A 21,053-nucleotide genomic window follows, 5' to 3' on the forward strand; every position below is an offset into this window, starting at 1 on the left:
CGGGAAGCAGCAAAAATGCGATTTATCTGACATGGTTAAACGATACACCCTGACAAAGCCGCAACGGGCAGCGGCCGTGCTGGTCGCGATGGGCAAGTCGCGTGCCGGACAGCTATTGAAATTCTTCAAGAGCGACGAACTCAGGGTGATGATTGACGCCGCCCACACGTTGAAGAACATCCCGCAGCCGGATCTTGAAGAACTGGTCAAGGAATTCGAGTCCGAGTTCGCTGTCGGCGCAGGTCTTATCGACTCCGCGGAGACGATGAACAAGATTCTCAGCGAGACGCTTTCGGACGAAGAGATGTACGCGCTGACCGGCGCGAAAACGGACCAGAGCGAGCGCGAGGTCAAGGAGTCCGTCTGGGAACTTACTGCCAAGGTCGACACCGACGATCTCGTCGCTTTTTTTGGAAACGAGTCTCCCCAGCTCTGCGCCGTTGTCCTTTCGCGGCTCGACAGCAAGACGGCGGCCTCGATCATTCAGCGCCTCGACCCCGCTCTGCGGAAGGGCACCGTGGCGCGACTGTTGTCCTCGAAGCCGGTTCCCGCCACGGTCATGGCGACGATCGAAAAAAGGCTTGACGAGGCCTTCAAGCTGTCCGGCCCTTCCACCGGCTCGAAGGAAGGAGAGACGCGACTGGCGGAGATCCTGATGGAGATGAACAAGGATATCTCCGACGATCTGCTCGACGCGTTGTCGCCGGTGGTCGGGGACAAGAAGGTGGCAGGCGTCAAATCCCGCCTTTTCCGTTTCGAAGATATTGGCACGCTCACCAAAGAATCGCGCTCTGTGCTGTGCGACGGTTTGTCGACCGAAGTGCTGACCACCGCCTTGCGCGGCGTCGATGAGGAGGTCAGCGAAGCGGTTCTCTCCGCGATTGGGCAGCGGTCGCGAAGAATGATCGAGTCGGAACTCGCCGACGGGCGCAAGATCAATCCTGCAGAGGTCGATCAGGCCCGCAAGTCGATCTCCGCGCTCGCCTTGCGCCTGGCCGCCGAGGGCAAGATCGAAATCCATTCGACGGAAGAGGCGGAAGCGGCATAGGCCGCCTCCTCTCGACCCGCGGGCATCCGGATCCATAAATGGCAGACGATCAGGACAAGGACAGCAAGACCGAGGAAGCGTCCGAGAAGAAGATCAAGGACTCGCTCGACAAGGGCAAGACGCCCTTCTCGAAGGAAACGCCGATCTTGTTCTCCCTGCTCGCCACCATGTTCGTCATGACCTTCTTCATGTCGGAACGCATTGTCGCGGCCGGGCAGCAACTCGCCTCCATGATGGATCAGTCGGTCAATTACGACCTGAGCAACAGCGGGGACATCTATTGGCTCGTCCAGCGCGTGATCTTCGTGACCGGCGCGGTCACGCTTCCCCTGTTCGCCGCGCTCATTGTCGCGGGGATCACCGGCTCTGCGGCTCAAAATCCGCCCGTTCCGGTTGCCGAGCGCATAAAGCCCCAGCTCTCGCGGATCTCGCTGGTGAAGGGTTGGCAGCGCATCTTCAGCGCGAAGGGTCTTGTCGAATTCGCCAAGTCCATGGGCAAGATCATTTTTGCCGCGGTTCTGGCCGGGCTCGTTCTTCACGATCTCGTTCCGCGCATGATCGAGGGGCTCTACACGGAGGCTCCGACGTTTCTCGCTTCGGTGAAGGGCCTTCTGCTGAAACTCATGGGCGCGATCATCTTCGCCATGGTGCTGATCGCCGGCGCCGACTTCATGTGGACGCGATACCAGTGGAAGGTCGATCTGCGGATGACCCGGCAGGAGGTCAAGGACGAGGTCAAGCAGTCCCAGGGCGACCCCTTGATGAAGGCGCGCCTGCGCTCCACGGCCCAGGACCGTGCACGCCGACGGATGATGAACGCGGTGCCCGGCGCGACGCTGGTGATCGCGAATCCGACACACCTGTCGATCGCGCTGCGCTACGATCCCGGCAGGGACGCGGCGCCGGTTGTGGTTGCGAAGGGCCGCGACCTGATCGCCTTACGGATCCGCGAACTGGCCGAAAAGAACGGCGTACCGGTGTTCCAGAACGTCGAACTTGCCCGCGCCATGTACAAGAACGTCTCGATCGACCAGATCATTCCTACCGAATTCTTCAAGGCCGTAGCCGAACTCGTCTCAATCGTTCGCCGCCGCGCAGAAAAGAGCTGAGCCAGATGCTGACCCAGACCATTGATCACGAAATCGAATCCCTCGTCGCCGACTCCATCGCGCAACTGGCGGCGGAACTGCGGCTCGTCGATATCAGCGACTACATCGCGTATCTGCGCATGGAGCGGTTCGGCTGCGTCGCCGACATCGTCCGTGACGCTGCGGAATTGTTTTTTGCGCCCGGATTTGTCACCTTCGAAGGGGATGGCGAAGCATCGGCGGACTGGGGCGCGGCACCGGAGGTGACCCTCATGCTTGTCCTCAACGGGGCGCGAACGCGCGCCCATGTCGCCCTGAAGCTCTGCGTAGACCACGCCGAGGTCAAGCTCGGCTATATCGACAGTGCCCTGGTTCTGGAAAACGGTACGGACCGCACCCTGCTGCTTGCCGACGATATTTCCGACAATATCCTCGGCCTTCGGCGGAAGACCGCCCGCCTGACGCCCCGACATGGCGTATCCGGCCGAGCCGCGCCCCGCGCGCCGACCTGACACCGTCGATCCGGCGGAACGCGTCTCGTGGAAGGAATCAACCCGCGGGATTCGAGATCCGGATCAACATCTGCACCACCGTGATGAGGATCGGCACCACAACAATCAAGATGCTGACGGGGAAGAGAAACAGCGACAGGGGTATCAACATCTTCAGTGGCAGTAGATTTGCCTTCTCTTCCGCCCGGATCATGCGCTTTTGTCGCATCTCTTCGCTGAAGACCCGCAAGGTCTGCGTCACGCTGGATCCCAGTTCCTCGGATTGCCGGAACAGCACAGCGAGCGCCTGCGCCTCCTCGATCTGAAGCCGTCTCGCAAAGTTGGACAACGCATCGCGTAGTCTTCGGCCGCCGCGTACCTCCAGCATCATGATCGCCAGATGCAGCCCAAATCCCCGCTTCTTCGATTTCAGAAAGTCCCGCGACACGCGGTCGATCGCTGCCTCGACACTGAGTCCGGCGTCGATGCAGACGATCAGCGTATCCATGAAATCGGGAAAATCCTTCCTGTACTGGATTTCCTTGCGCACCCCCATGCGTTCGAGAACGACATTGCACAGGATAAAGGTCACCCCCGAAAAAACCAAGCCCGTGATCGTCGCGGCCAGGATCGACGTTTCGGGAGAAACCGTCCGCACAGCAAAGAAGATCGCCACGAAAACGATCACGGTCGCGGCGATGCGAATCAGATGAAATACGTAAACCGCCTCACGTGCGAAATAGCCTGCCCTGATCAGGCGGTTTTGCAACGAGTTGGGATCGTTGTCGCTGCGGACCACGTTGAAATAGTGGCGGACAAGTTCCTGCTCGGAGACCGGAAGTCCGCGAATATCTTCGCTTATGTCGGCCGCATATTCGGAGCGGGACAGCTTTTGGGCATGGAGCCTTTGAGAGACCTCGCGCCGTGTGCCGATGGTGAGCAGCAACGCCACCGAAAAGATCAGCACAGAGGTGAATGTGGCCGTAAGGATAAGGGTTTCGTTCATGTCTCAGAAATCAAAATTCACCAATTTTCTGACGACGAGCATGCCAACCGTCATGATCCCCAGACCGGCTGTAACGACTAGCGTTCCATAACCGCTTTCCCAGATCGGATCGAAGTAGGTGGGTGCAAGGAAATTGATGATCCCGTACAGGTAAAAGGGGAACCCCAGCATGAACCACGCCGTCCAGCGCCCTTCCGCGGAGATCGCCCTGATCTTGGCCTTCATCATTGTCCGCTTGCGCAACATGTCGGAGAGATTTTTCAGAATTTCCGTCAGGTTTCCGCCTGAACCGCGCTGGACGCTGAGCGAAATGGCCAGAAAGTTCAGATCCTCGGCTCCCACGCGCACGACCATGTTACGCGTAGCGGCATCAATATCTGTTCCGTAAGTCATTTCATCCGCCATTATTCCGAATTCCGACCCGATCGGATCCGGCATTTCCCGGGCGACGAGCGAGACCGAAGAGGGCAGGGGATGCCCCGCCGCCAGACTTCTGATCATCACGTCTATCGCATCCGGCAGCTGAACGAGAAAATGCTTGATGCGCCGGCTGCGCCGCACCGAGACGTAGATCGTTACGACACCGGCGGGTCCGACCAACGCTGCGACCAACACAAGTGCCGGATTTGCCAGAAGGTAATCGGCAGCCAGGAGAAAAAGGACGAAGATCGATACGACATACAGAACCAGCCTCGTCTTGCCGGTTCGGATGTTGGCCTGGGCGAAGTAGCGGGCCAATGTCATGGAAAGGGAGTCGTCTTCGCCGTACCGGACGGACCGCTCCTTCAGCATGCGCTCGTAGATCTGTTTACGGTCTGCGTTCCCCTCGAGTAGTTTCACCCGGTAATTGATATAACGGCGGCGCGCGATGCCGGTCGCGGCAAGGCGAATGACCGTATCCAAAAATATGATGGTGAAAAGGAAAACGGTGAAATAAATGAACGGAAGGCTCATCGTCCGTTCCTATCTCAGATGAACGCTGGGATTGAAAATTTCCTCGGGTACGTAAAGGCCAAGCTCCGCAATCTCTTCTAGGAACCGCGGACGTATCCCGGTCGCACAGAAAAATCCCTGAATCCGGTTCGCAGCATCCACGCCCGTTTTCTTGAATGCCATGATTTCCTGCATCTGGATCACCTCGTTTTCCATGCCGGTTATTTCGGTAATGGAGACGAGGCGGCGGCTGCCATCATGCATGCGCTCGAGTTGGACGATGAGATCGACTGCGGAGGCGACCTGCTGGCGTATGCTCATCTGCGACATCGGCAGTCCGGCCATACCGATCATTTGCTCGAGCCGGGAAATCGAGTCGCGCGGCGTGTTGGCATGGACGGTGCACATGGAGCCTTCGTGCCCGGTGTTCATCGCCTGAAGCATGTCGAATGCCTCCTCACCGCGGACCTCCCCGACGATGATTCGGTCGGGACGCATGCGCAGCGCATTCTTCAAAAGCTCGCGTTGCCGGACCTCATGTTTCCCATCAAGTGTCGGCGGTTTGGTTTCCATTCGACAGACATGGACCTGCTGCAATTGCAACTCGGCTGCATCTTCGATCGTGATCAGGCGTTCGGCATTTGATATTTGCGAAGACAGTGCGTTGAGAACCGTCGTCTTTCCCGAGCCGGTACCCCCGGAAATGATGATCGACTTGCGCCCCTTTACCGCGGCGACCAGAAGAACTTTCATGGCTTCCGCCATCGAACTGCCCTCTATCAAGCGCTCCAGCGTGTAAGGCTGCTTGGAAAATTTGCGGATGGAGACCATCGGGCCGTCGACAGCAACCGGACGAACGGCAACGTTGACGCGCGATCCGTCACTCAATCGGGCGTCCACGAGCGGAGTGGTTTCGTCGACACGCCGGCCCACGGCGGAGACGATCTTGGTGACGATCCGCATGAGGTGATCTTCGTCCTTGAACTGAATATCGGTTTCTTCAAGGACCCCGGCACGCTCTACGAATACCTGATTGTAACGATTGACGAGCACATCGGAAACCGTGTCGTCCTTCAACAAAGGTTCCAGCGGCCCTAAACCGAGCATTTCATCTGTTGTATCGAAGATGAGATCGTCAAGTTCCCTGGCGCTGAGGGGAAAGTTCTTCTCGCGAACATATTCCCTGACCAGCGGCCGGACCTCGTCCACCAGTTCGGCGCGCGGGAGGGTGTCGAGCACTCCTAGGTTGATGCGATCAAGAAGATGGCGGTGCAATGCGACGCGCTGGGCAACCATCTCGCGCCGGTTTCTCTGCAGGGAATCATCGGCTTTTGAGTGCTCGACCGGAGACCCGTCCTTGCTGTTCTCGGCAACAGGCTCCTCGGTGGTCGCGGCCGGAGCGCTGTCCGGATCAGCTCCTGCATTCGGCCGGAAAAACCGTCCAAGTATCCGTTCGTTCACTGCGTGCGCCCTGATTAGGTTTCTGATGCGATCAAATTAGTTCAACACGATCACTTTCGTTCCGATAGGGACCCTGCCGAACAGCTCGAGGATATCCGCGTTGGTCAGCCTGAAGCACCCGGACGTTTCGTATCCGCCAACAGTCGAGCGGTCGTTCGTGCCGTGAATTCGGTAAAGGGTGTCGCGTCCGTTGCTGTAAAGATAAAGCGCACGCGCACCGAGCGGGTTAAACGGCCCCGGCGGAACAGCTTCAGGGAGGTCCGGTTCACGTCTGCGCATCTCGGACGGCGGCCGCCAGGTTGGCCATTCCGACTTGTGGCCAACAGCGGCTTCCCCCGTCCACTCGAACCCGGGCCGCCCCAGCGCAATTGTGTAACGGGCTACCCGACCTGCATCGAGCACGAGGTCGAGTGTCCGCTTGGAGTTCGATATCACTATGGTGCCCGGGCGGTAGCCGGTTGCAGCCTCCACCACCCGGCGGGTGGTAGGACCATGATCCCGTGGGACCCGGGGGCTGATACCCCCCGCCAGGGCGGCGAGGGGCGAGGCCACGACAGTACATGCCGCGGCCCCAAGAAACGTGCGCCGTAACATCCGCTCCCGCGCCCCGGGCTTCATCGTTCCGTTCTCCATAGTGACGCGGCCAAGTTATCAACTCCCTTGCAGAATTTGGATCGAGGGCTCACCTCGACAGGCAGGACACCGCGATTTTGCGCCTCCGCCATGACCTTGCGTTCATCTGGAAGAATAACAACCTTTTGGTCGCCGAACACGCCTGCAATTTCCTTTTTTCCGATACCTCCGCCGAACAGCCCCGTATGGGCGCGATTCACAACGACGAAAATCCCGCAATTGGGATCGGCGATGTCCCGGACCCGTGCGGATGTCGCCTTGGCGTACTGAATTGCAGGGACCGTCGCATTTGCAACCAGCGTGATCGTATCGACTGCCTTCAGGATCTGCTGCTTCCAAGCGGTCTCCTGCACAGGAATATCGATGACGGTGTGATCGTGCTCGAATGAGATGACATCAAGCAGGCGAAGAACGAGTTCGACGCCCTTCGGGTCGAGATAGATTTCAGGATTCTCGAAGGAGAATACCGAAAATCCGGATTCCTGACGCTTCTTGATGATGTCGGCGAACTGCAAGTCCACCCGCTCCGGATGGTTGATGACGTCCCGAAGGTCGAACGCGTTTTCAACATTCAGATAGGCGGCGACCGCCGCGGTCAAGAAATCAACATCGAAAATCGCCACTTTGGGCCGCCGACGCTTGTGCGCCCGGCTCAGAAAATACGCCAGCATTATCGACAGCGTCGTCCCGCCGGCTCCGCCGCCGCATGACAGAACCGCGTGGACCTTTTTGGTTCCCGTCTTCAGCTTCTGGATTTGAGCCGCTATCGCCTCAACAAGCGCGCGACGATCGATCGGCTTCAACAACCAGTCTTCGCCATCGAGTCTCACAACGCGCCTCATCCGCTCGTTGGTCAGTGCGTCGGAAACGAAAATAACCGGGATACTTTTCACAAGTGCGCGGGCGCTTGGAAAGCTCGGATCTTCCAGGACTGCGCCATCCGACAAATCCATTATGACGAGATCATAATGATCGGCGTCGAATTTCTTCTTCTTCAACAATGTCGCGAGCGGCTCGGCTTCGTATTCGTAAGCCGCGAACTTCGAAAAATGTGCGTCGACTACCTTTATCAATTTGGGATCAGTCGAATAGACGATTATTCTGGATTTTCCTTCCGATGATACGTTGATGTTCATCACGTCCCTTCAATCGAAGAACTGTTATTCAACACCTGATACTGGTACAATATGGGTGTTATAATCTTTTCCTTTTCCAGCCGCCTATGTCCAGTTGTCGAACGACATGGCGATATAGGCGAACGAACAGCGCGAAGTGCGGCTTATCGCGATCTGCAAAGCTCGGCATGTCGGCGGTTGCCCAAAGAAAGGCCCGGCGTTGAGCAACCACAGTGGCGTCCGAAGCCTGATTCTCGAATTTCGATTTTGTCACCGTCCAAAAAAGGAGAATTGGCGGAACCTTTGTCTCCCGCCCGACTACGCCGCATCCAAAGATCCCAAATGACGCTTACGGATTGCCGATGTAAGGATCGTAGGGCACGACATACCGCTGATAGGCATTGCTAGTTGTTTCGGGACCGATGTCGATGTCTGTATTCTGGGCGACAGGCGGGAACGGATCGATCGTCTGTATCGCCATATTTGCATAGTTCGCATCGCCCACCCCCAGCGTAAGACTGTCGAGGTTGCTCAAATAGTCCGCGCAGCCGGCGAGCGGAAGAAGACTCGCCAGCACCAATCCGATCCGCTTATTTCTTCGCGATAATTCCATCGTCGAACTCCAGGTCGATGATATGGCCGTACGGCCCGATGATGCCTTCACCCGTCCTGAACCGCCGCATCATGTCCTTGTCGACCTCAAGCAGGCCGAGAGCGAACAGTTCGACGTCATTTGATGGGCGTGTCTGGTCTAGCGGCGAAAACAGCGGTTCGTCGGGTGCGGCCGGTCTTGTGAGCCGGGGGGTGACGATAATGACGAGATCCGTCTCCTCCTTTGTGAAGCTCGAACTGCGAAACAGAGCGCCGAGGACTGGCACTGCCCCAAGGCCTGGAACCTGCTCCTTGGCGCGGTCATTGTCGACCTTGATAAGGCCGGCCAGCGCGAAGCTCTGACCATCCCGCAGTTCAACGACCGTTTCGGCGGTCCGGGTGAGGAAGGACGGATTGATGCTGTCGCGCGAAGGGTCGATGTCGCTGACCTCCGTCAGGACGCGAATGTTGATCTTCCCCTCATCCAGAACGGTGGGAACGAACTCCAGACGAACGCCATAGGGCCGATATGCCGTTTCCGCGGCCGTCGAGCCATTGTCGCCCTGCACGACCCGCGTTATCGGCACTTCGCCGCCAACATTGAACCGGGCGCCTTCTCCGCTTACCGCGGTCAGGTTGGGCTGCGCAAGACGGCGGATGACGCTTCTCTTCTCCAGCGCACTGATGGTCAGATCGATATCGACACCCCCGGCGCTCAAAATCTGCGCCACGAGATTGCCGAAAAACGGCGTCTGGTCCGAAGTCGGAGAGCGGGAGGTGAACTTGTCGTTGATGTTGAGCTTGATGCCCAGATTCTCTCCGGCCGAACGCTTTGCCTCCAACACACGCACTTCCAGTGTGACCTGTTGCGGATCACTCACCCGCAGGGCATTGATCACCGTTTCCGAGTACTGGTTGGCGATCCGGACCACACGGTCCATGTCCACGCTGTTCTTCACCACGCCGGTCAGCCGCAGGCGGTTATTGATGTTGGCGACCCGCACCTGCGAATCCGGTACGGCCGACCTGATCGCCGCTGCCGCGTCGCTAAAATCGGTTTCGACCCGGACCTCGATCACTCCGAGAAGGGCCTTTTCGGCATCGTAAAGCGAGATGGTCGTGATGCCGACCGATCCCCCCTGGATGTAGAGCGACTGGTCGGACAGGGGGACGACATCGGCCACTCCGGGGTTGCCGACAACGATGTCGTTAAATGTCCGGTTCGTTCGCACGGTCACGGTGGTTCCCGGCCTGACCGTCGTTTCGTACACCGATCCGGTCAGGTTAACGCGGAGTTCCTGCGCCGTGACCGCCCCACAGGAAATGGCAAACAACGCGAAAAAGGCACCAACGAATTGAATTACCGAGCGAAATGACAGGCGCCTGGACCGCGCCGACATGATTTGTATCATCTCTGTCCTGCTATCGAGTTGAGCCGCGCTCACCCATTGTTACTCAGCTTTCTTAACTTTGTATTCCGTGCGGCCTGCCCCACGGTAAACTCCAATATTCGCATACGGATCTTCGGGGGGCATCACCAGTTCTTTTTGCCTTTCCACACCCGGTTGGGGCGAAGTTTCCATCTCCTGCCGCAATTTTGCCACACGTTTGCTCACCAGTTCGTCGACCTGGCTCACTTTTTCTTCCAGTTCCGACAACCGCGCGTCTTCCAGGGCCTTGACCTGCTCGGAAATGAGAGTTCTCGAGGTAGGACCGCCGCCAAGATCGTTGATATTGACGGGATTAATAGCCTCAACCTCGGAAGAGGCGCTGTTGCGCAGTGCCAGGGAAAGAATTCCGACCGTCGCTGCAAGCGTCAGTTTCTGCGCCTCCAGAGTCGAAACTTCCATGGTAACCGTGCGCGCTATGGAGGGCTGGTTCGCGCGGTCGTCGGCGAGCTGATCTATCGCTAGCACCTTGACCCCCTGCAGGAGAACGTCGGTAGTCCCTTCACGCGTCAGCATGATATCGACCCGATCACCGGGGAGCACGAAGCCGGCAACGCCGAGGACATCGTTAACCCGGATGGAGACCGCCTTCATGCCCGGATCGAGGGCCGTGGAAAGCGTCGCGCGCTGGCCTGCACCGGTGATTTTCGACGCGAGAACGGGTTCGCCGGACTCGATCGCCGTCATGACATAGCGCGATTCTCCGTCCGGGGCGAGAACGTCCTCTATCGTCGAAAATGCGCCCTCCGGGATCGTGGCCGCCGGCCAATCGATGACCCGTAAGCTCGAGGGCTCAATTAGCCTTCCGAACCGCATCGGCTGCGCCGCAACCACAATAGTGTTCCTCGGAACATCGACCGTGCTGACATTCGCGATGCGCTCACTCTGATCCGCAAGGAACTGCCTGACGCCGAACACCGCCGCCATGGCGAGAATGATGGAAAGGCCGAGACTGAGTACGGTGGTAAAACGCATGATCGAACCGCCTTACACGTGAGGTTAAAACTCTGAACAGGGTCAGTCAAACAGGAGACGGGTCCGCCGCTTCTCGACAGACCCGTCCAATTTTATGCCTTGCGGCATGCCTCGCACGAGACCCGATCGATCAATTATAATTCAGGTTGGTGAAGAAGCCTGCCCAGGAGTTCCAGGCAGCGGCCAGGTTAGTTCCGGCAATGATAACCGCCGCGATAGCGCCTGCAATCAGCAATCCGAGCAGGATCAAATACTCGGTTAACGCGATGCCATCTTCTTCTTGCGCGAATACGCGCAGTAACTGCATTCCCCGCCTCATGGTACATCTCCTCTAACCACATTCACGCGCATACCGTCGCACGTCGCTATAGTAAATTATAGGTAAACATCGGATCGGTCAATCTCAACGCCATTGCGAATTCTGAATATTCGGTTAAATGGTAAACGCCAGCAAGTCGAAATCGCGATTTTTCTGAATTCGAACCGAGGAGAAAAACCCGAATGATTCTCTGGATATGCCTCTCCCACGCTCTACAACGCCGGCGTGTCACGCGTTATTTTATATAAATCTAATGATCGCCTCTATTGAAAGTATCTTTATATCTAATGTTTACATATTTATTTGTTATCTGTGGTCGTTTCTAATTGCTAAAAGTGATTTTGAGAAAAATAAAATTCCAAACAATATTATATTGTTCGGTATCGGCATATATATTTTTTCATCTGTTTCTGTATATTTCTTTTTTGAAATACATCTGGACGCTGGGGAAACAGGACGAAGCAGCGCCTTGTGGGCGTTCAGGCCGCTCGCCGACACTGCCGCAGGGGCACTTTTACTCGCGATCGGCTTTACACTGTGGATGTTAAGACTGCTTGGTGCGGGGGATGCAAAGATGCTCTTCCCGATCGGTCTCATTCTGGGATTCGATTATCTTTCAATATTTTCACTGATTTTGCTCATCCTTGGCGCAGCCACCTACGCGATCGTGCGCATCCCGTATCCGAGATCGTCCGGAGGCTCTCGCTTCATTGAACGATTGATGGAAATCAGGTCGACGGGCCGGATCCCATACGGCGTGCTGCTCGCGATCGCCTTCGCCTTGGCGCTGGGCCGCCGCTATCTCGCCGAGACGGGCGTCTATTGAAATTCCCGCCGCGGATGGCGCAGGTTCCATATGATCCAGCGATGCACATTGAGCCAGACGCACAGGATGCAAAAGGCGGCGAAGATCGTGGCGTCCACCGCAGTTATCCCTACCGGCGAAATCTGCGACCCGGATCCGGTCATGGCCGATGCATCGAGCATCGCTCGACCGTTGACGATGATGCCGCCGGTGGCAAGGGCAAGCAGCCCGTATGAAAACCGGACCCAGGCAAGGTTCGGCAACTTCCAGAGCAGCGCGCCAAGGCCCGCCAGAGCGCAAAGAACGAGAACCAGCGCAATCTTCTCAACTGAAGGAATCCCTCGGAGAACCGTGACTGCTTCACCAGCGATCTGCCCAAAAAAATAGGAAGCGATGGCAACGAAAAGCATTGATGGCAGCACTTCCGCGAACGTGAAAATCCTGTTGCTCTGCATTCTCTCGATCCCTGTTCATCTTTTTTTTAGGATCATAGCGCGCTGCTGTTAACGCGCGCTCAAGAATGCGGGCGCCTTGCAGTTATCAGGTAATGATGGCTAACAGAGCTTCTCTTCAGTCGTTAAATTTTAGCGGAGGCGCTCGTACCTGACGCTGCCGTCCGCCCCGACGATGCGCCTGAACCGGACGTCGACCCCCACTATCTGAGAGGAACCCTCACTCGGGACCTGGCGCGGCGCGGCAGCCGCGTCGGCCTGTGGCTTGAGAGGCCGGAATTGATTTCGCTCCGGAATAAAGAAGGACGTATCACCACCGGCGGAAGGAGCCTGAAGCACGGCGGACGAACGGGACCCTTTCTCGGCAAGATCGTCAAGCTGGCTCTGCAAAACCGCCAAACGATTATTGGTGGCCTCACCGATCGACTGCATGCCGCGATTGAAATCGAACAGTCGGTCGGAGATGCGGTTCTCGAATTCGGGAAGCCGCCGAAGTTCGGCTTCAAGCTCCCTCATTTCACCCACAGCCTTGAAGTTGTAGTAAGTCGCGGCGGCAAGGATGCAGCTGGCGACCAGGTAAGCGATCGGGAGCACGCTGCGCCCGGTCGAGCGTCCAAGGCTGCCGGCTTCGTAATAGGAACGCCCGACCAGGTTGACACGGTGTGTTGCGATGGGGCCGTCCGGCGACACCCGCGTCAATCCGCCTCCGCCGGCCTTTCGGTCGACTGAGCGGGAGCGGATATCCACCAGCGCGTTCAGTTTCCGTTATCCTCTGTACCCGCGTTTCGCAAAAGCAACGCTATTGCGCATGAGTTCGAGATTGTTCGCTGTGATCTCGTTCGAAGGATCGATCTCGTAAGCCTTCAGGAAATAATGCCTCGCCTTCGGCAGATTGCCGCGGAGCAGATACGAGTATCCGACATTGTTGTAATATTCGGGGCGCCTGCCGATCATGGTGGAGAGCACACGATAGGCGCGGTCAGCAGTATCGAAACGGCCCACATGGTCCGCCGACGCCGCGAAACCAAGCCAAGCTGCAGGATCCTTCGGAAACACCTCCACCGCCCGTTTAAAGAACGAATAGGACTTGCCGTAATTGCGTTCCTTGAACTGGGTCTTGCCCATCGTGATCAGTTCGTCCGTCGCGTAGAATTCGGCGTCGGACAGGTTTTCTACCGATGCGGCGCTGTCGCCGAAGGTCGAGAGATCTTCAACATTGACCCCCTGACACGATGCAAGGGACAATCCGAGTATTGATACGGCAACTGCCAGAAATGGACGCAATCTTCCAACCCCCAATTTCCCTGAGGTCATACACCGGTGCTCGGGGGAATGGTACGCCTAACACGCTAACACCCCGTTTCGCTGGTCGATTCCCGCGAAAACTGTTGCAGATCGGCAATAGTGTTTTCGGCAGATCAGAAAGATCCGCATCGCAAATCCGAAGCGACTAGCGCCGCAATCCCCGTGCAGACGTTTGACACGTCGCGCGGAAACGAATGAGAATTCGGAGATTATCGACAGAGGCCGCACGACCCCAAAATTTCAGCAAATCAGTTCCAGCCAGTAATTGGACAACCGGTATGACCCAGGCGCCGCCAGCACCCCAGACAGTTGAGGAAACCGGGATCGAACGCGAGCTGCTGCAAGGGCTGGTGGCAAAGACCCTGTATACCTTCGGGACCATGACACCGTCGCAGATCGCGGCGGAGATCAAATTGCCGGTCGGCGTGGTGAATTCCCTGATCAAGGATTTGCAGCGCCTCCTGTATGTGGAAGCGAGGGGCCTTGCCGGAGACGATATCCGCGGCGAACTACGGTACGCCATAGGCGGCGCTGGAAATCAGTTCACCGCCGCCGCCCTGGCGCAGTCGCAATATGTCGGGCCGGCGCCGGTTAGCTATCAGTCCTACGTCGATATGATCCGTTCGCAAGCGATCGCGAATGAAAGGCTATCACGCGAGAACCTGAAGAGCCACATGGCCCACCTGGTTTTTCCGGAGCCGCTCATCGATACCCTTGGGCCGGCATTCAACTCCGCGCGTTCGGTTCTGTTGTACGGGGAACCCGGAAACGGCAAAACGAGTATCGCGGAAGCGTGCGGAAATGCTTTCCAGGACACAATCTTTGTTCCGTTTTGCTTTGAAATCGGCGGTCAGATCATCAATCTCTTCGATCCCACGATCCACCGGCCCGTGGACCAGACCGGCGCATTGGAGGAGGGGGTTGAGGGCGGCGCCTCACGCCGCTCGAAAGACTCGAGATGGATGGCGTGCAGGCGACCGTTTGTACTGACGGGCGGCGAACTCACGCTGGACATGCTCGACTTGTCCTTCAATTCCATCTCGAAATATTACGAAGCGCCTGTGCATATCAAGGCCATGAACGGGGTCTTCATCGTTGACGATTTCGGACGGCAACGCACCGACCCGCAATCCGTTCTCAACCGGTGGATTGTACCGCTGGAACGGCGCTACGATTTCCTGACCCTGCACACGGGCAAGAAGTTCTCGCTTCCCTTTGACCAACTCGCTGTTTTCTCCACAAACCTTGATCCCGAGCAACTTGCGGACGCCGGCGGTCTGCGCCGTCTATACTACAAGATCAGGGTGCCAACGCCGACTGCCGAAGATTACAGATTGATCTTCATCGATGCCGCCAGGGACCGCGGAATCCCGTTCGAAGAAGCCGTATTCTCCGAGTTTTTCGAGAACTATTATCGTCAGCCGAAGATTGCGCCAGCAGGACACCACCCAAAATATCTGATCGATTTCGTCATCTCGACCTGCAATTTTCGAGGTGAGGAGCCGCACCTGTCCATGGGGGTGCTGGAGCAGGCATGGGGAAACATGACCGTAAGCTAATAGGCTGGCCCTCTGCTTCCCAATTGCGATGCGCGGAAGATATCCGCTGTCTGCCCAGGATCCGTCCGATCGCGGCTGCCAAAATTCCAAGAACGACCCATTTGTATTAGAATGCCACGTGAACCGGCTGATCGGATACGCCATGCGTATTGCGCTGATAATTCTGTTCTCGTTCATCGTCGTCGTTTTCGTGTGGGATCAGTTGTGGAATCATGGCTTTTACACCAACGAGATTGTCAATCAGGCCACCGAATTTCTCCGCTCGCTCGGCGTGCTCAAGGAGATACGCAGAACGCCCGTTATGCCGATATGATCCGACTTGCATATTTTCCGGAAAAGTCGGGGGCCTCACGGCGGCCGGGCCGGAGCCGGTGACCACCATCCTGCGGAGCCGTGGGGCCGGAACCTGAGTTTATTCGGCTTCGGGCGACGGCCATTGGTCGAACTGGCAACGGGTCAGGCCTCCAATCGCACCGCGAAAGACGGGAGAAGGATTCCGCGACGTTGATAAGTTTTTTGCCCGGGTTTCTCTAACCCATTGTTCTCTCTGGGTATTAAATTTTTTCTACCGAGAACTTATCCACACGTCTGAAACCTCCCGCATAATTGCCGGACGTTCCTCCACGGGAAGCCGGGTCTAGAACCGGACGATCAGGCGGAGGAATGCGGTGCCGGCCGGGGAACGCAAGAAGGTATGCGGCCTGGCAAGAGCTTACGGCCGGGCCCTAGCCTTCAGTTTTTCGGCCGGTCCCACGGGACCGCGAGCCGTGGCCGGGAGGCGGGTGAGAACACCGGCGGGCGGTCGATCCGATCGCACCAAACATATTCATAGAAGCGTGACGACGACCGCCCGCTTCCCGCCCTGCGAGGGGCACGATCTTTGACAAAGGCCAGACCGGTAACGGGGCGTGGCAACGAAGTTACGCGTCTTAAGGGGCCCATCAGCGATGGGCGTAGCCCGAAGCTTAAGGATGGGACAGACGACTCGGCCCGCCAGCGACGAATGGAATGAGAGCCCAACAGGAAGAAATGATAATATAAGTAATTAACAAGGAGATATCGGCGGTCGTGACCACCGCACTAGCAGGCAAATCGATATTGGAATATACAGGGCTCTACACGAAATGTCGCAGAGCGGAATTTGCCGTGTACGAGTTCCTGCATCGCCTCAACCAGTTCCGGAAGGACCGTGACGGCGTCGTCATGGTCGAGGCGATCGTGGTGGTGCCGTTTATCTTTCTCTTCTCCGTCGGAATATTGACCTTCGGCTTCGTAATGCTCGAGCGCGAACAGGTAATAACGGGCCTGCGTGATGCCACGCGGTATCTCGCCCGATGTAACGCTACCATTGGCTGCAGTGAGGAAATTGCCAAGAATATAGCGTTCTACGGTAATCCGGCCGGCACGGGAGCACTCCGGGTGCTCGATTGGGGAGACGACCTGGGCGATATCTCCTTCACCTATCCCGGCAACACCTGCGCAAGCGCCACGATACCGATGCCTCCGGACTGTGCTCCGACCATTGAGGGTTACACGTCCCATCAATTGCCATTGACGCCTCTTTATGGCGCTCTGGAGATCGGAGCGATCACGGTGACCGAAACACACCAGCAGAGAAATATAGGGTGGTGAAGAAGAGCCTCGTCACCTTCGCCAGGGATAGCGACGGCATTTCGCTGGTCGAAGGACTTCTCGTCTTTCCAATCATGGTTCTTTCGATTTCGGCAATTTTCGAGTTCGGGTACGCAATGTTCCAGTGGAATGCGACGGCCAAGGCGCTACAATTTGGTGCGCGGTGGGCTGCGGTGTCCGATCCCTTGGCGCCCTCCTTTGATGACTCGGCAATCCCGAGCGACCCGCTTCTCGTTCCCGGTCCCATTACGCCTGCGCAGGCACCCGACGTCACGTGCAGCGGTGCGCCGCTTGCCGGAGAGGAAATGTGCAACTCCGGCCTGAACCGCATCGTCTACGGCAGCAAGTCCGCGACGACATGCGTCCCCAACACCCGTGGAATCTGCAATCTCAATTCCCGTATCACCCCGGCCAACATCGTTGTCACCTATTCGACGACCGGGCTGGGCTATTGGGGGCGCCCTGAAGGCCGTGTGGTCACCATCACAGTGGCGGCGCGCAGCATTACGTTCAATCTGCCACTCCTCGGCGCGCTCCTCGGCGTGAACAGCATGGCGATCCCGGCGTTGCCGGTGACCATCACATCAGAGGATATGGATTGCGGAACGTGCTGAGTTAGCCGACCCTCCTGCGGAACCCGGAATCAACCTCCAGACGGGAAATCATCCACTCTGACGATCTCGGCGTCTTCCCGCAGGAAATCCTGGATCGTCCCACGTCCGCCCGCTCCGGAGACATCCGTGACTTCCATGGACAAGGTCTTCTTGCTTCCGCCCGTGTCATCGCCGTCCGCCGGTTTGGTCATGAACATGGTGAGAAAGGCCTCGATCGGCAGGTCGGTTCTGCCGTGTAGTGAGCCGCTCGCGCTCGCGGCTGCGCAATCGACCACCGCGGCAAACAGAAGCCGCCGATCGTCATCGTAGGTATTCGCCGTGTCAATCCACCCGCACTGGGGCGTGCCCGTCTCGCCGTTTGGCGCAGGATCTGAGACCATTGCGCCCGGATTGTTCAACATCTCATAGCGGTAGACATCATATCGCGAGGGTTTGACGCTCGCAGGCGTCGTTCCCCCGGGATAGCTGGACACGGTGTTGCGGATAGTGTCCACGGGTGCGGCCGGAGGAACGAAATTCGGGTCGTAGCCGGGATAGCTCGGATCGTAGCCGTTCGGGTTCTCGAGCGAATGATTGACGTACCAGTAGGCGTCGATGTCCCAGTCGAAGGAAGCGCTTATCCGCCCGCCCCCCAGCGGGATATCGGTGCCGGTCCCGCCAGGAAAACCCATCCCTCTGGCCTTGTCGGTTTCTTCTGCATACTGCTTGCAGGAGTTCCCTTGCGAGGTTCCCTTCCGTTTGTTTTTGGAAGGCCGGTACATCGGGTTGTTCGAGAATTTGTTGTAATTCCCGGCATAGAGATCCATCCGGACATTTATTCCGTTCTTTACTGGCCCCCAAGTGGCGCCCGGTTCAGTGGTGACCGTGTCACGCTGGTAACAGGCATGTGGCGTCCCCGTCGCGAGCGCGGTGCCGAGCACGTTGCCGCCGGTGCCGTTTACGGCCAGGTAACCGAAATTCCCGGGCAGCGCCGTGGACGGGCCAGAGATCTCCATCGTGACCTGACGGCCGTAAAGATCGCCATTGGCAAAGGCCGTGTTGATATCCGTGGGCTCGAACGGATTGCAGATCCAGAGCGGGGTCACATCGCACGCTGCAGCCGTATACTCCGCTATGGCCGCGGACCGGACGTTCGCTATCGGAGCGACATTCAGAGGAAAGAGCAGATTAACGGCCTGGTCCTTGGACCAGACCCAGGCATATTGCGCCGCCTCCGACGAAGTCGTCAATTTCGACATGTCGATGGGCATGTCGTCGCTTGCCGGGATAGCCGTGAGAAACCGAACCTCCACAGTGCTCGCGGCATCATTGTTGGGATCGTAGACAACGTGCAGTCGAGACCCCAGCCCGAAACCCGGTCCGCCGCCACTCATTGCCGACTGGTTTTCAACGAGCGTTTCAATCGCGAGTTTTGCCCGCGGTATCGCGTCGGACCGGCCATCGAGTTCGCGCGCGCCGGCCAGCGCCATAGCGTCAACCGCGTTTGCAAGGTCGGTGTTCAGATTCGCTATCCGCCCCGCATCGATCACGAACAGAGACGCCCCGATTATGAGCGGCATCGAGATCAGGGTCAGCGCAATCGCATAACCATCCTGCTCGGCGACACATTTCCTCGCGCGCTTGAACATCATATCCAGCCTCGATCGAAACGTCGTCTGATCAGATTACTCCAGCCCCTGTGGATATCAAGTTGAGCCGTTGAAGCCTATCCTTCACCGGGCGACATGGTGCCTGTGTAATCGGCTATCTACATGCTGAGAGATTCGATGGCATTGCCCGGCGGCGCATTGATTCCTTTAGCGCATTCTTCGATGATACAGGGATACGCGAACAACGTGGCATTCGCCGCGTGCCGGTGACCATCACATCAGAGGATATGGATTGCGGGACGCGCTGATAGGACAGCCTTAATTCGGCAACCCAAATTACCCGCCGGACAGGAAATCGTCGATCCTGACGATCTCGGCATCTTCCCGCAGGAAATCCTCAACTGTCCCCCGTCCTCCGGCCCCGGAGACGTCAACCACTTCTAAAGACAAAGTCTTTTTGCTGGGCCCAACTGCGTCACCGTCTGCCGGTCTGGTCACGAACATGTTCACAAAAGCTTCGATCGGCAAATTCGTTCGACCGTGCAGAGTGCCGCTCGCGCTCGCGGCGATACAATCGACAACGGCGGCGAAAACCAAGCGTCTGTCATCGCTATAAGTGTTTGAGGTGTCGATCCATCCGCAATGGGGCGTGCCCGTCTCGCCGTTTGGAGCCGGATCTGAGACCATTCCACCAGGATTATTCAGCATTTCGTAGCGGTAGACGTCATATCGTGAGGGCGTCACGCTCGCAGGCGTCGGGCCGCCGGGATAGCTGGACACGGCGTTGCGGATGGTATCGACGGGTGCGGCGGGAGGAACGAAATTTGGATCATAGCCAGGATAGCTCGGATCGTAGCCATTAGGATCCTCAAGCGAATGATTGACGTACCAATAGGCATCAATGTCCCAATCGGACGACGCGCTTATTCTTCCACCACCCATTACGATGTCAGTGCCGGTACCGCCAGGAAAACCCATTCCCATGGCTTTATCTGTTACTAACGTATATTTATTACATGAACTTGCATCTGACGCACCCTTCCGACTGTTTCTCGCGGGCCGATAGAGCGGGTCTTTCGAGTATTTCTTGAAACCGGCTCTGTAGAGATCCAATCGGACGTTGATGCCATGCGCAACATTACCCCACGTGGCGCCGGGTTTGGTGGTATCAACTCTATCTCTCCCATAGCATGAATTCGGAGCCCCCGTTGCCAACGCTTTACCTAAGGCGCTTCCGCCCTTCTTGTCGCCCATCACAAGGAAGCCGAAATTGCCGGGAAATGCGGTCGACGGGCCGGCGATCTCCATCGTGACCTGGCGGCCATAGAAACTGCCATTGGCGAAAGCCGTGTTGATATCCGTGGGCTCGAAAGGATTGCAGATCCAGAGCGGCGCCACTTCGCAGGCGGCTGCCGTGTAGGTCGCGATCGCGGCGGACCGGACATTGATCTGCGGTGCAACATTCAGAGGAAAGAGCAGATTAACGGCCTGGTCCTTGGACCAGACCCAGGCATATTGCGCCGCCTCCGACGAAGTCGTCAATTTCGACATGTCGATGGGCATGTCGTCGCTTGCCGGGATAGCCGTGAGAAACCGAACCTCCACAGTGCTCGCGGCATCATTGTTGGGATCGTAGACAACGTGCAGTCGAGACCCCAGCCCGAAACCCGGTCCGCCGCCACTCATTGCCGACTGGTTTTCAACGAGCGTTTCAATCGCGAGTTTTGCCCGCGGTATCGCGTCGGACCGGCCATCGAGTTCGCGCGCGCCGGCCAGCGCCATAGCGTCAACCGCGTTTGCAAGGTCGGTGTTCAGATTCGCTATCCGCCCCGCATCGATCACGAACAGAGACGCCCCGATTATGAGCGGCATCGAGATCAGGGTCAGCGCAATCGCATAACCATCCTGCTCGGCGACACATTTCCTCGCGCGCTTGAACATCATATCCAGCCTCGATCGAAACGTCGTCTGATCAGATTACTCCAGCCC

General features: G+C 57.5%; 22 protein-coding genes. 8 read left to right on the forward strand and 14 right to left on the reverse strand.

From position 1 onward, the window contains the following. The first annotated feature begins 31 nt into the window (after positions 1 to 31). Genes LC298_RS02905 through LC298_RS02915 form a run of 3 tightly spaced genes read left to right on the forward strand, consistent with a single transcriptional unit; the run spans position 32 to position 2,648 of the window. Positions 32 to 1,048 carry a FliG C-terminal domain-containing protein gene (locus tag LC298_RS02905; protein WP_131564834.1) on the forward strand — a complete coding sequence of 339 codons (1,017 nt, stop codon included), beginning with the start codon at positions 32 to 34 and terminating at the stop codon, positions 1,046 to 1,048. 38 nt (positions 1,049 to 1,086) lie between these two features. Next, positions 1,087 to 2,157 carry an EscU/YscU/HrcU family type III secretion system export apparatus switch protein gene (locus LC298_RS02910; protein ID WP_131564832.1) on the forward strand — a complete coding sequence of 357 codons (1,071 nt, stop codon included), beginning with the start codon at positions 1,087 to 1,089 and terminating at the stop codon, positions 2,155 to 2,157. Between the two features lie 5 nt (positions 2,158 to 2,162). Then, complete coding sequence (locus LC298_RS02915) at positions 2,163 to 2,648, forward strand: hypothetical protein (RefSeq protein ID WP_131564830.1); 486 nt, start codon at positions 2,163 to 2,165, stop codon at positions 2,646 to 2,648. Between the two features lie 37 nt (positions 2,649 to 2,685). Here LC298_RS02915 and LC298_RS02920 read toward each other — a convergent pair whose 3' ends face one another. From LC298_RS02920 to LC298_RS02960, 9 genes are all read right to left on the reverse strand, one after another. Beyond that, on the reverse strand, positions 2,686 to 3,633 hold the full coding sequence (locus LC298_RS02920) for a type II secretion system F family protein (protein WP_131564828.1): 948 nt from the start codon (positions 3,631 to 3,633) through the stop codon (positions 2,686 to 2,688). Between the two features lie 3 nt (positions 3,634 to 3,636). Then, complete coding sequence (locus tag LC298_RS02925) at positions 3,637 to 4,587, reverse strand: type II secretion system F family protein (RefSeq protein ID WP_131564826.1); 951 nt, start codon at positions 4,585 to 4,587, stop codon at positions 3,637 to 3,639. Between the two features lie 9 nt (positions 4,588 to 4,596). Then, entirely contained in the window at positions 4,597 to 6,027 is a 1,431-nt protein-coding gene (locus LC298_RS02930) for a TadA family conjugal transfer-associated ATPase (protein ID WP_223385509.1), read from the reverse strand. A 36-nt stretch (positions 6,028 to 6,063) separates the two neighbouring features. Further along, the gene (locus tag LC298_RS02935; RefSeq protein WP_131564824.1) at positions 6,064 to 6,621 is read right to left on the reverse strand and encodes a L,D-transpeptidase; all 558 of its coding nucleotides are present in this window, start codon (positions 6,619 to 6,621) and stop codon (positions 6,064 to 6,066) included. A 20-nt stretch (positions 6,622 to 6,641) separates the two neighbouring features. Next, positions 6,642 to 7,796 carry a MinD/ParA family protein gene (locus LC298_RS02940; RefSeq protein WP_131564822.1) on the reverse strand — a complete coding sequence of 385 codons (1,155 nt, stop codon included), beginning with the start codon at positions 7,794 to 7,796 and terminating at the stop codon, positions 6,642 to 6,644. A 328-nt stretch (positions 7,797 to 8,124) separates the two neighbouring features. Then, positions 8,125 to 8,388: a hypothetical protein gene (locus LC298_RS02945; RefSeq protein ID WP_223385510.1), complete on the reverse strand. Its 264-nt coding sequence runs from the start codon at positions 8,386 to 8,388 to the stop codon at positions 8,125 to 8,127. Beyond that, the gene (locus LC298_RS02950; protein ID WP_244596510.1) at positions 8,366 to 9,778 is read right to left on the reverse strand and encodes a type II and III secretion system protein family protein; all 1,413 of its coding nucleotides are present in this window, start codon (positions 9,776 to 9,778) and stop codon (positions 8,366 to 8,368) included. The genes LC298_RS02945 and LC298_RS02950 overlap by 23 nt, the downstream gene beginning before the upstream one ends. Positions 9,779 to 9,817: 39 nt before the next feature. Continuing rightward, positions 9,818 to 10,789, reverse strand: coding sequence for a Flp pilus assembly protein CpaB (gene cpaB, locus LC298_RS02955; protein WP_131564818.1), 972 nt, complete (start codon positions 10,787 to 10,789; stop codon positions 9,818 to 9,820). A 130-nt stretch (positions 10,790 to 10,919) separates the two neighbouring features. Beyond that, positions 10,920 to 11,096, reverse strand: a complete 177-nt coding sequence (locus LC298_RS02960; RefSeq protein ID WP_428977521.1) for a hypothetical protein — start codon at positions 11,094 to 11,096, stop codon at positions 10,920 to 10,922. A 265-nt stretch (positions 11,097 to 11,361) separates the two neighbouring features. On the opposite strand from LC298_RS02960, the gene LC298_RS02965 reads away from it, so the two are divergent. Then, positions 11,362 to 11,934, forward strand: a complete 573-nt coding sequence (locus tag LC298_RS02965) for a prepilin peptidase (RefSeq protein WP_158284661.1) — start codon at positions 11,362 to 11,364, stop codon at positions 11,932 to 11,934. Here LC298_RS02965 and LC298_RS02970 read toward each other — a convergent pair. The 3 genes from LC298_RS02970 to LC298_RS02980 form a co-directional block, all read right to left on the reverse strand. Then, a complete protein-coding gene (locus LC298_RS02970; protein WP_131564812.1) occupies positions 11,928 to 12,368 on the reverse strand; it encodes a hypothetical protein in 441 nt (146 codons plus the stop codon). The genes LC298_RS02965 and LC298_RS02970 overlap by 7 nt on opposite strands. A gap of 129 nt (positions 12,369 to 12,497) precedes the next feature. Then, positions 12,498 to 13,112, reverse strand: coding sequence for a hypothetical protein (locus LC298_RS02975; RefSeq protein ID WP_131564809.1), 615 nt, complete (start codon positions 13,110 to 13,112; stop codon positions 12,498 to 12,500). An 18-nt stretch (positions 13,113 to 13,130) separates the two neighbouring features. Further along, positions 13,131 to 13,649, reverse strand: a complete 519-nt coding sequence (locus LC298_RS02980) for a tetratricopeptide repeat protein (protein WP_223385511.1) — start codon at positions 13,647 to 13,649, stop codon at positions 13,131 to 13,133. Between the two features lie 299 nt (positions 13,650 to 13,948). Between LC298_RS02980 and LC298_RS02985 the strand changes: the two genes are divergently transcribed. The 4 genes from LC298_RS02985 (at position 13,949) to LC298_RS03000 (ending at position 17,475) form a co-directional block, all read left to right on the forward strand. Continuing rightward, on the forward strand, positions 13,949 to 15,229 hold the full coding sequence (locus LC298_RS02985) for an AAA family ATPase (RefSeq protein ID WP_131564805.1): 1,281 nt from the start codon (positions 13,949 to 13,951) through the stop codon (positions 15,227 to 15,229). A gap of 118 nt (positions 15,230 to 15,347) precedes the next feature. Continuing rightward, complete coding sequence (locus tag LC298_RS02990) at positions 15,348 to 15,542, forward strand: hypothetical protein (RefSeq protein ID WP_131564803.1); 195 nt, start codon at positions 15,348 to 15,350, stop codon at positions 15,540 to 15,542. Positions 15,543 to 16,297: 755 nt separating this feature from the next. After that, entirely contained in the window at positions 16,298 to 16,861 is a 564-nt protein-coding gene (locus LC298_RS02995; protein WP_223385512.1) for a TadE/TadG family type IV pilus assembly protein, read from the forward strand. Beyond that, complete coding sequence (locus tag LC298_RS03000; RefSeq protein WP_223385513.1) at positions 16,855 to 17,475, forward strand: TadE/TadG family type IV pilus assembly protein; 621 nt, start codon at positions 16,855 to 16,857, stop codon at positions 17,473 to 17,475. The genes LC298_RS02995 and LC298_RS03000 overlap by 7 nt, the downstream gene beginning before the upstream one ends. 29 nt (positions 17,476 to 17,504) lie before the next feature. Here the strand turns inward: LC298_RS03000 and LC298_RS03005 are convergent, their stop codons facing one another. Together LC298_RS03005 and LC298_RS03010 are read right to left on the reverse strand one after the other, a co-directional pair. Next, positions 17,505 to 19,106 (reverse strand): TadE/TadG family type IV pilus assembly protein, encoded by a 1,602-nt coding sequence (locus tag LC298_RS03005; protein ID WP_131564801.1) that lies wholly within the window; start codon positions 19,104 to 19,106, stop codon positions 17,505 to 17,507. Between the two features lie 294 nt (positions 19,107 to 19,400). Then, positions 19,401 to 21,008 carry a TadE/TadG family type IV pilus assembly protein gene (locus tag LC298_RS03010; RefSeq protein WP_131564799.1) on the reverse strand — a complete coding sequence of 536 codons (1,608 nt, stop codon included), beginning with the start codon at positions 21,006 to 21,008 and terminating at the stop codon, positions 19,401 to 19,403. Between the last annotated feature and the right edge of the window lie 45 nt (positions 21,009 to 21,053).

The sequence above is a fragment of the Oricola cellulosilytica genome, assembly GCF_019966575.1.
In the GTDB taxonomy this organism is placed as follows: domain Bacteria; phylum Pseudomonadota; class Alphaproteobacteria; order Rhizobiales; family Rhizobiaceae; genus Oricola; species Oricola cellulosilytica.